Genomic DNA, 14954 nt, shown 5'->3' on the forward strand with positions numbered 1-14954 from the left:
TCCTTGAGGGACCCAGAGTCCCTCAAGGAGGCCCCCACGGACCTTCCTGCGCCGGGAGCTGGTCACCTCTCCGGGGGTGGGCTCCGGTGCCGAAGGCGCCCTTCAGCGCGCCTGCCGCGAGCCGCGCCTCCCACCAAAGTCCACAAAGGACGAAAGTGACACCGGGAAGGACCGCCCCGCCCTGTCCGTGAATGCCACATTGAGGGACTCAGAGTCCCTCAATGTGGCATTCACGGAACGCCAGTCCACAAAGGACGTCAGGTGTCGCGGGTGGCTTGCAGGGCGGCGTCGGAGCGGATGCGCCGCAGGAGCGCCGCCGAGAGCACCGCGGCGACGAGCATGATCGCGGCCCCGGCCAGCCCGGCGACCCGCAGGCCGTCGAGGTAGGCCTCGTTGGCGGCACCGGTCAAGGCGGGGCCGAGGGGATCGGAGAGCCGCCCGGCTATTTCGGCGGCGGCGCCGAGGGTGTCCTTGGCCGCGTGCAGATCCTGGGGCGAGAGCCCGGGCGGCGCGAGTTCGAGCAGCTTGGCACCGTAGACGCCCCAGCCGACGCTGCCCAGCACCGCCATGCCCAGCGCGCCCCCGAACTCGGTGCCGGTCTCCGAAATGGCCGAGGCGGCCCCGGCGCGCTCCGGCGGGGCGGTGGCGATGATCAGGTCGTTCGCCAGCGCCGAAACGATCCCGATGCCGACCGCGATCACGAAGATCGCGGGGATGATCACCGCGAGTCCCGAGCCGATCTCGAGCCAGTTCAGGATCAGCATCCCGGCCGCCGCGATCGCGAGCCCGGCACTGACGACGTAGCCCGGCCGGAACCGGCGCACCGCCGTGGTGGCCACGGTGATGCCGATCGGCATCCCGAGGAAGCCCGGCAGGGACCACAGCGCCGCGACGAGCGGCCGCATCCCGAGGACCACCTGGAGGTACTGCGCGACGAACAGCAGCACACCCATCATCGCGAACGTGGTCAGCGCGTTGGCCGTCACCGACGCGCTGAAGCCGCGTTCGGCGAACAGCCGGACGTCGATCAGCGGATGCGGCCTGCGCTGACGGCGCAGGAAGAACACGCCGACCACGACTCCGACGACGACCGCCGCCACCGGCACCGGGCCGACCCCGTCCGCGGCGATCTTCTTGATGCCGTAGATCACCGGCAGCACCGTGCCGAACGACAGCACCGCGCTCAGCAGGTCGAACCGCCCGGACGCCGGCGCCTTGAACTCGGGCACCAGACGGGGGGCGAGCACGAGCAGCGCCACCATCACCGGCACGTTGATCAGGAACACCGAGCCCCACCAGAAGTGTTCCAGCAGCAGCCCGCCCACGATCGGGCCGAGCGCGCTGCCGCCCGCGAAGCCCGCCGTCCAGATGCCGATCGCGGTCCTGCGCTGTCCGGCGTCGTGGAACATGTTGCGGATCAACGAAAGCGTCGACGGCGCCAGTGTCGAACCGCCGATGCCGAGCAGCGCGCGGGCCGCGATGAGCATCTCCGGATTGGCCGAATAGGCCGCGACGACGGACGCGGCGCCGAAGAGCGCGGCACCGATCATGAGGAGCTTGCGGCGGCCGATGCGGTCGCCCAGCGTGCCCATGGTGATCAGCAGACCGGCCAGCAGGAAGCCGTAGATGTCGAGTATCCACAGTGTCTCGGTGGCCGACGGCCGCAGATCCGCGCTGAGGAAGGGCAACGCGAAGAACAGCACCGACATGTCCATCGACACGATCACGCCGGTGAGGACCAGCACGCCGAGCCCGGCCCAGGCTCCGGCGGCGGCCTTGGGTGCGGGTTGCGTTGGTTCCACCATACCCGCGGAGTATACGGAAGAATCGTGCGGAGATTATCGGCACGCGTTATTCCCGGCGTGGTACCGGGCATTCGCTAGAACTGCAACCATTGGGTGAACAGCGCGGGGGAGGCGGCGAGCACGCTGAACCGCACCAGCCTGCCGGCGAGTCCCGTCACCAGGAAGGCCGACAGCCGCATGCGCACGAGGCCGGCCAGCAGCGTGGTCGCCATGAGCGGCGGGAGCCCGACCAGCGCGCTGATCCCGTAGGTCCCGTTCATCCACAAAGGATTCCGGACGCAGCGTTCCCGGAGCGCGTCCAGCTTGGCCTTCAGCCACTTCGTCCTGGCACGCAGGTATTCCCGCCACCGTGTGTTCCGCCGCTCCCGGTGCAGGCGCTCGTGCAGGAACCGTGGCAGCCTGATCGATCCGCGCGCCGCGAGGAAGTAGAGCAGCTTCCCGGCGACCTGGCCGACAGCGGCCGCGACGCCGATCGCCAGCCACGGAATCCCCGGCCGGCTCGCCACCAGCCCGATCACGAAGACCTCGATGCTGAAGAACGGGATCACCGCGGACCCGAACGCGATACCCAGGGTCAGCGCCAGCCAGCCGAACATCTCGCCTCCCCGGAATTCGCGTCTTCGACGCTAACAGCCGGAGGCCCGGAAATCGGTAGGGCCAGCCCCCGCATCGCGCTTGCGGAGGGCCCCAGTCCACTCTGCGCTATACCGGATTCACCCTTCCGGGAAAACCCCTATAAGGGTCACCTGATCGGCGTAAGGGCGCGGGAATTGACCGGAGAAATTCGAGAATAGGGGTTGTGTGAGAGGTTTTGTCGTGGTTTACGCGTCGGCCCCCATAGGGGCTGGCGGTCACGCGTCCGGATCCGCTAGACAGCAAACGGAGAATCCGGCCGAACGCGGACGAGGTGAGCAGCATGGCGACGGCAGCCCGTCGTGGGCCCGGGGGCGCTGGCAGGGGCAGGCGCCGATCGTCGAGGGGGGTGCGAGTACGCGCCCTCCTCGCCGTGCTGGTCGGTCTCTGCGGGATGTCCACGGCTCCCGTCGCCGCCGCGGCTCCGGCCGCGGCCTACGAGGTGGCCGGGCTGCGCAAGCCGGTGGACCTGCTGGTCGACAAGTGGGGCGTGCCGCACATCTACGCCGCCGACACCAGCGACCTGTTCTTCGCGCAGGGCTACAACATCGCGCGCGACCGGCTGTTCCAGATCGACACCTGGCGAAGGCGTGGCCTCGGCACGCTCAGCGAGGTCCTCGGACCGTCCTATGTGGACCAGGATCGCGCCGCCCGGCTGTTCCTCTACCGCGGTGACATGGACGCGGAGTGGGCGTCGTACGGGCCGGAAGGCAGACTGGCCGCGACCCGGTTCGCCGAGGGCATCAACGCCTACGTCGACTGGCTGGCCCGCAACCCCTCGGCCGTCCCGCCGGAGTTCGGCAAGCTCGGCTACCGGCCGGCCCGCTGGCGCCCGGAGGACGTGGTGCGCATCCGCACGCATGCCATCGGGGAGAACCTGTCGTGGGAGGTCATCCGCGCGAAGCTGGTCTGCCAGGCGGGTCAGGGCGCGAGCCGTTACCTGCGGAGCCTGCGCCCCGCGCACGAGGCGGTGGTGCCCGCCGGGCTCGACCCGTGCGTGATCCCGGACGACGTGCTGAAGGTGTACAACCTGGCGACCGCCGCGGTTTCCTTCACCGGCAAGGGATTCGAGACCAAGGACATCGCCGACGCCACCACCGGCAGCAACGCGTGGGCGATCGGACCGGGCCGCACCGCGTCGGGACGCCCGATCCTGGCCAACGACCCGCACCGCGGCACCGACGCGCTGCCCTCGGGCCGGTACGTCGCGCAACTGTCCGCGCCGGGCCTGAACCTCGCCGGCGCGGGGGAGCCGTGGAACCCGGGAATCGCCATCGGGCACAACGGGACCATCGCGTTCGGCCTGACCAACCTGCCGATCGACCAGACCGACCTGTACGTCTACGAACTCGACCCGAAGGACCACACCCGCTATCGCTACGGCGACGGCTGGGAGCGGATGACCACGGTCACCGAGACCATCCCGGTGCAGGGCGGCGCGCCGGTCACCCGGGAGCTGGCGTTCACCCGGCACGGCGGGGTCGTCAAGGTCGACGAGGCCGCGCACCGGGCGTTCGCGGTCCGCTCGGCGTGGACGCAACCGGGCAGCTCGGCGTATCTGGGCAGCCTGAACTACCAGCGGGCCAAGAACTTCGGCGAGTTCACCACGGCCATGCAGAAATGGGGCACGCCGGGATCGAACCTGGTGTACGCGGACACGCACGGCGACATCGGTTACGTCCCGGCCGGGCTGACGCCGCGCCGCACCGGCGCGAACTACGACGGCCTGCTGCCCGTCCCCGGCGACGGCCGGTACGAGTGGAACGGTTTCCACGCGAACAGCGAGCTGCCAGGCCAGTACAACCCGGCGTCCGGATTCTTCGCCTCCGCCAACGACTTCAACATCCCGCCGGGTCATCCCGTGGTGTCCAACTACGAATGGCAGCTGCCGTACCGCAAGCAGCGCATCGACGAGCTGATCAGGTCCCATCCCGGCGCGACCGTCGCGGACTCACTGGCGCTGCAGAAGGACGAGAAGTCGCTCGTGGCCGGTGAACTGCTCCAGTACCTCCGTGGTCTGTCCTCTTCGGACCCGGACACCGCGAAGGCGCAGGACCTGCTGCGTGGTTACGACGGCGTGGCCTCACTGGATTCGGCGCCCGCGGCGCTGTTCGAGATCTGGATCATGAAGCACCTGCACGCCGCGTGGGCGCACGCGGTGCTGCCCCAAGCCGCCGCGGACACGCTGGCGAACACCATCAACCCCGACTACAGCCTGGTCCTCGCGTCGTTCGCGGATCCGAAGGCGTGGCTGGGCCCGGACGGCGCGGCGGTGCGCGACAAGCTGATCCTGGACACGCTGCCCTCGGCTTTCCGTGAGGTCGCGGGCAAGCTCGGCCCGGACCCGTCGGCCTGGCGCTGGGGCGCGCTGCAGTTCCAGCAGTTCCGGCACCCGCTCGGCGAGCCGAACGTCGGCCCGACCCCGGTCGGCGGCGACTACCACACCGTCCACCCGTCGTTCTTCTTCCCGGCGAACTACCAGCAGATCATCGGCGCAACCTTCAAGATGGCGCTCGACGTCGGCAACTGGAACGGCTCGTCCGCGATCAACGCGCCGGGGCAGTCCGGTGATCCGCGGAGCCCGCACTACCGCGATCTGAACGGACTGTGGGCATCGGGCGGCGCGTTCCCGTTGCTGTACAGCCGGGCCGAGGTCGAGCGCAACCTCGACGTACGGATCAGGCTGCAACCGCCGCGCTGACAGGAGCGGCCGTCTTGTCACGGATCTCTTCCGGTGACACGCCGGGCGCGATCTCGACAAGGCGGAGTCCCGACGGGGTGACGTCGAAGACGGCGAGGTCGGTGATGATCCGGTCCACCACGCCGGCGCCGGTGAGGGGAAGCGTGCACCGCTCGACGATCTTGGGCGTGCCGTCCTTGGCGACGTGGTCGGTGAGGACCACGATGCGCCGCGCCCCGGCGACCAGGTCCATGGCCCCGCCCATGCCCTTGACGAGTGCCCCGGGCACGGTCCAGTTGGCGAGGTCGCCGTTGGCCGCGACCTGGAGCGCGCCAAGGAGGGCGATGTCGATGTGGCCTCCGCGGATCATGCCGAAGGAGGTCGCGGAGTCGAAGAAGCTCCCGCCGGGAGCGAGGGTGACGGTCTGTTTGCCCGCGTTGATCAGGTCGGCGTCCTCCTCGCCTTCGGCAGGGAAGGGGCCCAGCCCGAGGATGCCGTTCTCGCTCTGCAAGGTGACTCGGACGCCGTCCGGCACGTGGTTCGCCACGAGGGTGGGAATGCCGATCCCGAGGTTGACGTAGTCGCCGTCGCGCAGCTCGCGGGCGGCGAGGGCGGCCATGTCGTCGCGTGTCCAGGCCATGATCACACCGTCGCTTTCGGCCGCAGGGTCAGCTTTTCGATCTCCTTGACGCGCTCCCGTGCCGGCACGAGCCGGTCGACGTACACACCGGGGGTGACGACGACGTCCGGGTCGAGAAAGGTGTCCAGCACGATCTCGGCCTCCGCGACGCTGACGCGCCCGCAGGTCGCGACCAGCGGGTTGAAGTTGCGGGCGGCGTAGCGGTAGGTGAGATTGCCCGCCGGGTCGGCGGTGTGCGCGTGGACGAGCGCGACATCGGCGACGATGGCGCGTTCCTGGACGTGGGTCACCCCGTCGAAGTCGGCATGCGGCTTGCCCTCGGCGACCGGGGTCCCGACGCCGGCGCGGGTGTAGAAGGCGGGGATGCCCGCGCCGCCCGCCCGCATCCGTTCGGCGAGCGTGCCCTGGGGGACGAACTCGACCTCGAGGTCGCGGTCGAGGTACTGCTGGGCGAACAGCTTGTTCTCGCCGACGTAGGACGCGATCACCTTGCGTACCTGCCGGTTCTCCAGCAGCAGGCCCAGCCCCTTGCCGTCGACGCCCATGTTGTTGGACACGATGGTCAGGTCGCGGGCCCCGGAGTCGCGAACGGCCTCGATGAGGTCGTTCGGGTTGCCGCTGAGACCGAAACCCCCGACGGCGATGGTGATGCCGTCGGCGAGCACATCGGCGAGTGCCGCGGCGGCGCTGGTGTACCTCGTTGACACGTCATTCTCCCTGTCGGCACTGTCGGCTCAGTGAACGCAGCGATATTCAAGGCCGGGCCGCGATAACCCGTCAATGGCACGGGGTTCGCGGGCGTCGAAGTTCTCGGATGGTGACCGATTTCGATGAGGGCGTTCACTCAGTGGACGTAGGATCGTGGTCATGGACACTCCACCGGCGCATGTGACCGGCCGGATCGCCGCCGTGCTGCACGCGGTGTCGGCAGCCCCGGAGCAGGGGGCCTCGACGTCGCAGATCGCGCGGGCGACCGCGCTGGCCCGGCCGACCACGCACCGGCTGCTGACGGCGCTCGCCGACGAGGGCTACGTCGACCGCGACCAGCGCACCGGCCTGTGGTTCCTCGGTCCGGAGCTGTACCTGCTGGGCGAGGTAGCGGCCCGGCGGTACGACGTCACCCAGCACGCACGCGCAGGCGTCCACCGGCTCGCCGCCGCCACCGGGGAGAGCGCTTTCTTCTCCGCCCGCCGCGGCGACGAAACGGTCTGCCTGCTGCGGGAGGACGGGGACTTCCCGATCCGGTCCTTCGTGCTGTACGAGGGGGCGCGGTTCCCGCTCGGCGTGGTCTCGGCGGGGCAGGTCCTGCTGGCGATGCTGCCCGACCGCGAGATCGACGCGTACCTGCGGCGGACCGATCTCGTCGCCCAGTGGGGCCCGGCGCACGCCGCCGGCGCCGTGCGGGAACGCGTGGCGCTCACGCGGGAACTCGGGTACGCGGTCAACCCCGGTCTGGTGGTCGAGGGAAGCTGGGGGATGGCCGCGGCGGTCTTCGACCGGGCGGGCGAACCGGCCTGGGCCCTCACCCTGACCGGCGTGGAGTCCCGCTTCCGGGAAGACCGCCGTCCAGAGCTGGGGGCGCTGTTGCTGAAGGAAGCACACGCCCTGACACGGACCCTCCAGACGCGCTGACGTACGCCGCCAGCCCCAGGGCCAGCGTAATGCCGTCAAGGACTCCTTACGGGCGTCAGACGCCCGTAAGGAGTCCTTGACGGCGGTTTTGTCCTTTGTGGACCCGAGGTGTGGAGGCGTGGTCGTGCCTGGGTGCCGAGGGGCGCCCTGGGTGCGTTGGGTGCGACGAGGGCGTCCCTCGGAGAGGTGAGCGCCCCGAAGGCGTCCTTCGGCACCGGACGCGCGGGGCACGGCGGCGCCGACCGGTTCAGACGACACCCGCCGCGATCAGCTGTTGCCAGATCTCTCCCTGGTCGACGACTTCGACGCCGAGCTTCTCGGCCTTGGCGAGCTTGCTGTCCCCGACCCCGGCGCCGGTGATGAGCAGGTCGGTATTGGCCGAGACCGACGACGCGGTCGCGGCGCCTGCCTTCTCGCACAGCCGCTGGAAGACCGGGCGCGCGACCTTCTCGCCGGAGCGGGGGTCGCTGATCGCGCCGGTGATCACCACGGTCTTGCCCGCCAGCGGCGCGTCGGCCGCGACGACCGGCGGGAGGTCCTCGTCGCGTACGTCCAGGGATACGCCTGCCTCGCGCAGCCGTTCCAGCTCGGGCCGCAGCCGGGTGAGGTGCTCGACGAGGGAGGCGGCGACCTTCGGCCCGATGTCCTCCACGGCCACGAGGCCGTCGACGCCCGCTTCGGCGACCTTCTCGAGCGAGCCGAATCCCGCGCGGCACAGCCGGGCCGCGGTGCCGTCCGAGGCCATCGGGATCGCGAGCCCGATCAGCGCCCGGCGCAGGCCGACCCGGCGGCTCGCGTCGATCGACTCGATCATGCGCGTGGCCGAGACCTCGCCGATGCGCTCGAACTCCAGCAGCCGTTCCTTGGTCAGCCGGTAGAAGTCCGACGGGTTCTCCAGCAGCCCGGCTTCGGCGAGCCGTTCGATCCAGACCCCGCCGACGGCGTCGATGTCCGCGGCGGCCCGCGACGCCCAGTGGATCAGCCGCCGCACGGTCTGCGCGGGACAGGAAACGTTGGTGCAGAACAGTTCCCGGCTGTTGCCCTGTTCGGTCAGCGGCTGCTCGCACGAGGGACACGTGGCGGGCGGCACGATCTCCTTTTCCGCGCCGGTGCGTTTCGACGCGTCGAGCACCCCGGCGACGAACGGGATCACGTCGCCCGCGCGGCGGACCAGCACCGTGTCGCCGATCTTGATGTCCCTGGCGCGGATGACCTCCTGGTTGGCCAGCGTCGCCCTGGTGACCGTCGTCCCGCCCACGAACACCGGCTCCAGCCAGGCCACCGGGGCGATCTTGCCCGTCTTGCCGACGTCCCAGACCACGTCGGCCAGCACGGTGGTCTTCTCCTCGGCGGCGAACTTGTAGGCCAGCGCGCCCCGGGGTGAACTCGACCTGGTCCCGGCCGCGGCGTAGGCGTCCCGGTCGGCCAGGCGCAGCACGGCGCCGTCGAGGTCGTAGTCCAGTTCGTTGCGCTGCCGCTCGATCGTCGCGATCACCTCCTGCGCCGCCTCCGCGTCGGCGCAGCGGCGCATGTCCGCTGCGGTGAACCCGATCGCCTGCAGTGCGCTGCCGAGGTCGGCGTCCGTGCTGTCGGGGTCGGTGTCCAGGTCGAAGGCGAAGAACCGCAGGCGCCGCTCGGCCACGGTGGCCGGATCCTTGGCCCGCAGGGTGCCCGCCGCCGCGTTGCGCGGGTTGATCAGTGGCTTGTCCGGATGAGCGGTGTTGTACGCGGCGAAAGTGGACCGCAACATGACCGCCTCGCCCCGCACCTCGACCCGGCCCGGTGCGTCGACCCGCTCCGGCACCCCGTCGGTGAGCGCCCGCACCAGGATGGTCACGTCGTCGCCGGTCGTCCCGTCTCCCCGGGTGACCGCCCGTGCCAGCCGCCCGTCCTCGTAGACCAGGGCCAGCGACAGCCCGTCCAGCTTCGGCATCACCACCACCGGCTGACCGGGAAAGCGGTCGAAGAACGCCGCGACCTGCTCGGGCCGGGTCGCCTTGTCCAGCGACAACATCGGGCGCGAGTGCCGGATCGGGGCGTGCAGCACCGTGGGCGCGCCTACTTGCTCGAGCGGGTTCGGATCGGGCGCCAGCTCCGGGTTCGCCTCGATCAGCCCCCGCAGCTCGTCCTCGATCGCGTCGTACTCCGCGTCCGCCACCAGCGGCGAGCCCCGGTAGTAGGCGTCACGCAGCGCGACGACCCTGTCGGCGAGTTCCTGAATGCGTTCCCGTGCGTCCACACCGCGAGACGCTACCCGGGCCCACCGACAAGAACACCTTCTGGCAGGCCCGGCGGCGCCGCGTACCCGGCTGGGAGCCGGGTCCCGGCGAGGGGGATGGCCGCCCGCCGGGACCCGGATGCCGGTTACTGCCAGCTGTCGGTGATCGGGGTGGCGCCACAGGCCGAGCCGGTGCAGGCGAGGCCGTAGGCGTCCTCGAGGGTCCGCAGCACGTTGTAGTGGGTGATGTGCTCGGTGTACTTCCCGGTCTTCACGTGCTGGCCGGAGAAAATGGTGGGGATCTGGTTGTTCTGGCTGTGGTCGTCCTCGTCGAAGGTGACGATCAGGAGGCTGTTGTGGGTCTTGGCCCACTGCGCGTAGGCGTCGATGTTGTTCTTCACCCAGGTGTCACCGGTGGAGATGCTGCAGTCGTGCATGTCGTTGCAGAGGTTCGGCACCACGAACGACACGCTGGGCAGCGTGGTGTAGTCGGTGGGGAACCGGCTGAACCGCAGATTGCCGGACGCGGGAACGTTGGTGAAGTTCACCCACGGGTTGTGCTTGCGCGCGTACTGGCCGCTCGTGCAGCCGGTGTAGCCGTCGGACGGCATGCTCTCGGAATAGCCGATGAACGAGTTGCCGGCGCCGATCAGTTCGGACCCGAGGTTGGCCGAGGAATAGGTGTGCGGGCAGGAGTCGTCGGTCAGGCCCTGCGTCGAGCCCGAGAACAGCGCGAGATAGTTGGGCTCGCTGGGGTGGGTCACCGCGAACGACTGGGAGAAGTTCGCGCCGCCGTTGGCCAGCGAAGTGATGTACGGCGCCGACGAGCTGCCGACGATCTCTTTGTAGGAATGGTTCTCCATCACCACCACGACGACGTGGTCGGGACGGGGCACACCCGCGGCCGAAGCCGTCGGCTGTGCCGCGAGGAGACCCGCGACGGTCAACGCGGCCGTGGTGATCACGCCCACCATTCGTCCGATTCGCACAATTCCTCCTTTGTTGTCCACATAGGACTCTGCGTGCCGGGTCGGTGCCGTTTCCGGGTTCCGGTCCGACGGGGAGGAATTGTGCGCCTGTTCGTGTGAATAGGGGGTAGCTTCGCGTGAATAGCCAGCCAAGAATGCCGCACCGTGCGTTCATAGAATGGGTGGAGAGAAAATCTCCGACATTTACTGATCGGGCGCCATGATCTCGGAGAATGTGAATTCCTTTTTGATGTTCCCGCCGATGTCGCTATGTCCTTTGTGGACGCCAATGTGCTGAAGGGAGCTTTCGGTGCGCTCAGTGCTGTGAAGGACGCCTGCACGGCATTCGGTACGGCTCGCAGCGGGAGGCCCGGCGGGGCGGGTCGTTGCGACGAGGGCGTCCCTGGGTGCGTTGGATGCACCCAGGGCGTCCCTCGGTTCCCTCCACCTCCGCGGCGGGCACCACCGGCACTCTCGGACAAGACACGATGGGGCTCCTGGCCGACGCACTGTCGGCGAGGAACCCCATCGGTGTCGTGGAAGGTCAGCCGTCGGAGTCCGGGGACGGGATCGCGGCGCCGGGCACCTGCTCCGGTGCGTGGACCCGATCCTCACCGGGGTACGGCTGTGTCCACCCGTGCGTCTGGTACCACGTGAAGTGGTTCATCTGCGCGGGATTCGCGTAGTCGGCCTTGGCGTCGGGCCCGGACAGGCGCTGGTGCGTCTGCCATTCCGCCCACTGCGCCGCGACCTGCTGCTTGTCCGCCGGTATGGTGTCCGGCGCCACGGCGGCGGCCGCGGGATCCGGTGGCGCGGGGGAGTCTGCGCCGCAGGGCGGCGGGGTTTTCAGGCCCGCGGTCAGCGACGTCCGGTTGGGCAGCGCGGTGAACGGTGTGAAGTCGGGTGCGTGGGTGAACGCCCCGCGCATCGGGGTGGCCGCGCTGTCCTTCTGGTTCATCGGGTGGATCCCGAGGATCTGCTCGATGGTCCGGATCATCGTGATCTGCGAGTAGTAGTGGCTGTCGACCACGCCGTGCCGGGCCCACGGACTGATGATCTGGATCGGGGCGCGATGGCCGTCGACGTGGTCGAGACCGGCCTGGGAGTCGTCCTCGACCACGAAGATCGCGGAGTCCTTCCAGTACGGGCTGTGCGAGATCGTGTCCACGATCCTGCCGACCGCGAGATCGTTGTCCGCGACCTGGGCGGCCGCGTTCGGCGGGCCGCCGGTGTGGTCGCTGGAGAGCCAGAACATGTTCAGGTTCGCCGGCCCGTTCTTCTCGAAGTCCCGTTTCCAGATCTCGTACCGGTAGATGTCCGGGACATCGGTGTCGAACTTCGGGAACCCGTGCACCGACATGTCGTTGAGCGACGGGATCGGCGAGGAGGAGACCAGGGGATAGGCGGTGTCCTTGCCGGTGGACCGCATGTCCCTGGTGTCGCAGTACAGGTTCTGCCAGCTCGCGCCGGGCGGCTTGGTCAGGAACTGCTGGAACTCGCCGAAGTCCCGGACGCTCTTGCCCACCGCCTGCGCGCCGCTCCAGAGGAATCCGCTCCGCTGGTGGCCGAGCGCGTCGTCCTCGGTGTCGTAGCTGCGTTTGTACTCGCCCGCCGACGACTCGGTGTACTCCGGGTTGTCGGCCTGCATCAGCCAGTTGTGCCCCTCGGCGGAGTTCGTGCCGATGTCGTAGGTGTTGTCGTACAGCCCGAACTGCCGGGTCATCGCGTGCTGGTTCGGCGTGACGTTCTCGCCGAACTGCGCCAGCTTCGGGTCGCCGTTGCCCTTCGGGATGTCCCCGAAGACCTGGTCGTAGGTGCGGTTCTCCTTGACGACCAGGAAGACGTGGTTGATCGTCGAGGGCTCGCCGAGTTTGCCGGGGACCGGCACCGGTTTCTTGCCGCCCTTGCCCTCGGTGAGCGAGACCGAGCCGCCGTGCCAGCCGTTCTGGGTGAAGACCTTGCCGGTCTCGGACCTGATGACGCGGTCGTCCGGCAGCTTGAACCGCTGCAGGCTCGACGTCGTGTCGTGGGTGCCGTGCCCGGCCGCGCTCGTGGGGCGGCGGGCGTCGACGCCCCGCGTGTTGGAGACCAGCACGTCGTTTCCGGCCGTGGTGATCTCCGCGGGGAAGTAGTCCGTCGGGAGCAGGCCGACGTAGCTGACCGGCTCCAGCGGGTTCTTGTACCGGTAGACGGCGACAGCGTTGGCGCGGCCGAGCGTCACCAGCAGATGACCGTCGTCGGTGAGCGCCACCGCGTCGGGCTCGTAGCCGACCGACGCCTCCGGCCACGGCTGGGTGGCGATGGTCTGGACGACCTTGTCACGGGCGGTGTCGATGACCGAGACGTCGTTGGTGGCGGTGTTGGTGACGAACAGCGCCCCGTTCCTGGCGTACAGGGCGGTCGGGTGCAGGCCGACGTCGATGCTCGCGACGGTGGCGGCCGGGTTCGCCAGGTCGATGACGCTGACCGTGCCGGTGGTGGTGGCACCGGTCGCGGGGTCGGCCGGGACCGGGGTGTTATAGGAGTTCAGCGTGGCCTCGCCCGGCTTCGCCGGACGTCCGCCCTCGTTGCTGACGTAGAGCTTCGTGCCGACCTTGGCCAGATCGCGTGGGGCGTTGCCGACGGCCCAGCTCTGCCGGACGACCCCGGTCGCGGCGTCGAGCGCGACCACGCGGTTCTGGCCGTTGATCGCGGAGTACACGGTCGAACCGTCCGGTGAGAACACCGCTTCGCCCACCAGCGCGTGCTTCGCGCCGTCCGCCGGGATCGGGACGAAGACCGGGTTGGCGAGCGTGCCGTCCGGGTTCACGGTGAACTTGCGGTAGCCGTCGGTCTGTCCCAGCCACAGCTGTGCACCGTCGGGCGAGTACGTGGGGCCTTCCTGGCCGACGTCGTTGCCGCTGATGCGCAGGTTCGCCGACGCCGAGTTGCCGACGAGCTGCTGCACCTTCCAGCTTTTCAGGTCCACAATGGACAACGCGAGCCCGCCGTCGGTCACCGAGGCGGCGAGATGGGTGCCGTCCGGGCTGACCGACGACGACATGATCTTGCCGTTGGTGATGAGCAGGCGCTGTCCGTACGGGGCGATGTACTGGTCGGACGAGATGACCTGGCCCTTGTCGGTGATATCGCCGACCTTCTCGGTGCCGAACTGACGGGTCTGGGCGAAACCGATCCCGGTGCCCGTGGCGACCAGGACGAGTGCGGTCGAACCTGCCGTCGCGATGCGCAGCCCGCGGCCAGCGCCCCTGCCGAGCAGGCCGCGCCGGTCCTTCCCGGCACGCCGTCTGCGGCGTGTTACCTGCATCGAGCTATCCCTTCGGAGTGGAGGAGAGCAGTTCGACGTTCCCGTCGAACTGCCAGAGGGGGTTGGGCTGATCCCCGGCAGGGGTCCGCACCGGGAAATAGCCGTTGACTTCCTTCGGCCCGTCGCCGTCCGCGACGTACCGCCCGTCCGCGGTGACGTCGAGCTGGTAGATGGCCGACCCGGCGGCCTCGACGCCGGGGAGACGCCAGGAGACGACGCACCGCCAGTCGTTGCCGGGGCCCTCGGGAACGGCCATGCCGCCGCCCTTGGTACAGGCCGCCGTGGCCGCCAGCTGCTCCTCGGTGACGTCGGGCCGGTTGAGCTGCCCGGTCTGCAGGCGGTAGAGATGGGCGAACGCGGTGGAGAGCGACCGCTGCACCTTGTCCTGGTCGATCCCGGAACCCAGCGACGGGGTCGCGACGGCGATGACCGCGACCGTGAGGGCGAGGAGCCCGGCCAGCGGCGCGGCTCCCACGGTGATCGCGCGGCGCCCGGAGCCGTCGGCGGTGAGGTTGGTGAAGTCACGCCGCAGGAAGAGCAGATAGGCCAGCACGGTCGCGACCACCGCCCACACCAGGCCGACCGCGACGCCGATGAGCAGCGGGCCGAGCTGTGCCGGGCTGGTGAACAGGCCGTTCCACGCGATGAAGCCGTAGCTGGGCAGCGCGAGCCGGACGGCGACGGGCAACGGCAGCAGCTGGGCGAGCGCCATCGCGAGAGCGACGACGGCGGGCAGCAGCAGGCCCATCGGCGACCGTCCTAACGCGACGGACCCGAGCAGTCCGATCGCGGCGAGCGCCAGCGTCGGGGCGAGTACGCAGATCCACGCGAGCAGGACCTTCCCGGCGGCCTCCGCCGGGGACAGCAGGTGACCGTCGAGACCGGTCGGCGGCCGGTCGCCGACCGCGAGGATTCCGCCGACGGCACTGGAAACCGCCATCCCGGCCACGAGCACGAGGATGACCGTGAGACTCGCCAGCGCCTTCGCCGCGAAGATCCGCCGGTACGACCGGACCGCCACCAGCAGATGACGCCCGGTGCCGAGCCGGTCTTCGGCGGCGAACACGTCTC

10 protein-coding genes are annotated in these 14954 nt (G+C 69.7%); 2 read left to right on the top strand and 8 right to left on the bottom strand.

The annotated features are described in order from the left end of the window. Positions 1–257 precede the first annotated feature (257 nt). Both ACFW0G_RS44290 and ACFW0G_RS44295 read right to left on the bottom strand, forming a co-directional pair. Positions 258–1805 carry an MFS transporter gene (locus ACFW0G_RS44290; protein WP_378331587.1) on the bottom strand — a complete coding sequence of 516 codons (1548 nt, stop codon included), beginning with the start codon at positions 1803–1805 and terminating at the stop codon, positions 258–260. 74 nt (positions 1806–1879) lie between these two features. Next, positions 1880–2401 carry a hypothetical protein gene (locus ACFW0G_RS44295; protein ID WP_378331588.1) on the bottom strand — a complete coding sequence of 174 codons (522 nt, stop codon included), beginning with the start codon at positions 2399–2401 and terminating at the stop codon, positions 1880–1882. A 386-nt stretch (positions 2402–2787) separates the two neighbouring features. Between ACFW0G_RS44295 and ACFW0G_RS44300 the strand changes: the two genes are divergently transcribed. Then, positions 2788–5139: a penicillin acylase family protein gene (locus ACFW0G_RS44300; protein WP_378331589.1), complete on the top strand. Its 2352-nt coding sequence runs from the start codon at positions 2788–2790 to the stop codon at positions 5137–5139. Here ACFW0G_RS44300 and ACFW0G_RS44305 read toward each other — a convergent pair. Next, complete coding sequence (locus tag ACFW0G_RS44305) at positions 5117–5758, bottom strand: CoA transferase subunit B (protein ID WP_378331590.1); 642 nt, start codon at positions 5756–5758, stop codon at positions 5117–5119. The genes ACFW0G_RS44300 and ACFW0G_RS44305 overlap by 23 nt on opposite strands. Before the next feature lie 2 nt (positions 5759–5760). Beyond that, positions 5761–6465, bottom strand: coding sequence for a CoA transferase subunit A (locus ACFW0G_RS44310; RefSeq protein WP_378331591.1), 705 nt, complete (start codon positions 6463–6465; stop codon positions 5761–5763). 160 nt (positions 6466–6625) lie between these two features. Between ACFW0G_RS44310 and ACFW0G_RS44315 the strand changes: the two genes are divergently transcribed. After that, positions 6626–7390: an IclR family transcriptional regulator gene (locus ACFW0G_RS44315; protein ID WP_378331592.1), complete on the top strand. Its 765-nt coding sequence runs from the start codon at positions 6626–6628 to the stop codon at positions 7388–7390. Between the two features lie 247 nt (positions 7391–7637). Here the strand turns inward: ACFW0G_RS44315 and ligA are convergent, their stop codons facing one another. The 4 genes from ligA to ACFW0G_RS44335 form a co-directional block, all read right to left on the bottom strand. After that, the gene (gene ligA / locus ACFW0G_RS44320) at positions 7638–9629 is read right to left on the bottom strand and encodes an NAD-dependent DNA ligase LigA (protein WP_378331593.1); all 1992 of its coding nucleotides are present in this window, start codon (positions 9627–9629) and stop codon (positions 7638–7640) included. A gap of 125 nt (positions 9630–9754) precedes the next feature. Next, positions 9755–10597 carry an alkaline phosphatase family protein gene (locus ACFW0G_RS44325; RefSeq protein WP_378331594.1) on the bottom strand — a complete coding sequence of 281 codons (843 nt, stop codon included), beginning with the start codon at positions 10595–10597 and terminating at the stop codon, positions 9755–9757. 523 nt (positions 10598–11120) lie between these two features. Beyond that, a complete protein-coding gene (locus ACFW0G_RS44330; protein ID WP_378331595.1) occupies positions 11121–13883 on the bottom strand; it encodes an alkaline phosphatase family protein in 2763 nt (920 codons plus the stop codon). A 4-nt stretch (positions 13884–13887) separates the two neighbouring features. Continuing rightward, a partial coding sequence (locus tag ACFW0G_RS44335; protein WP_378331596.1) for an ABC transporter permease occupies positions 13888–14954 on the bottom strand: 1067 nt, incomplete at its 5' end.

Source organism: Amycolatopsis sp. NPDC058986 (assembly GCF_042741125.1).
GTDB lineage: Bacteria > Actinomycetota > Actinomycetes > Mycobacteriales > Pseudonocardiaceae > Amycolatopsis.

Bases quoted from the DNA above. Each gene is read 5' to 3' on its own strand.
- ACFW0G_RS44330 (WP_378331595.1), bottom strand. From the start codon at position 13,883: ATGCAGGTAACACGCCGCAGACGGCGTGCCGGGAAGGACCGGCGCGGC.
- ACFW0G_RS44315 (WP_378331592.1), top strand. From the start codon at position 6,626: ATGGACACTCCACCGGCGCATGTGACCGGCCGGATCGCCGCCGTGCTG.
- ACFW0G_RS44295 (WP_378331588.1), bottom strand. From the start codon at position 2,401: ATGTTCGGCTGGCTGGCGCTGACCCTGGGTATCGCGTTCGGGTCCGCG.
- ACFW0G_RS44305 (WP_378331590.1), bottom strand. From the start codon at position 5,758: ATGGCCTGGACACGCGACGACATGGCCGCCCTCGCCGCCCGCGAGCTG.
- ACFW0G_RS44290 (WP_378331587.1), bottom strand. From the start codon at position 1,805: ATGGTGGAACCAACGCAACCCGCACCCAAGGCCGCCGCCGGAGCCTGG.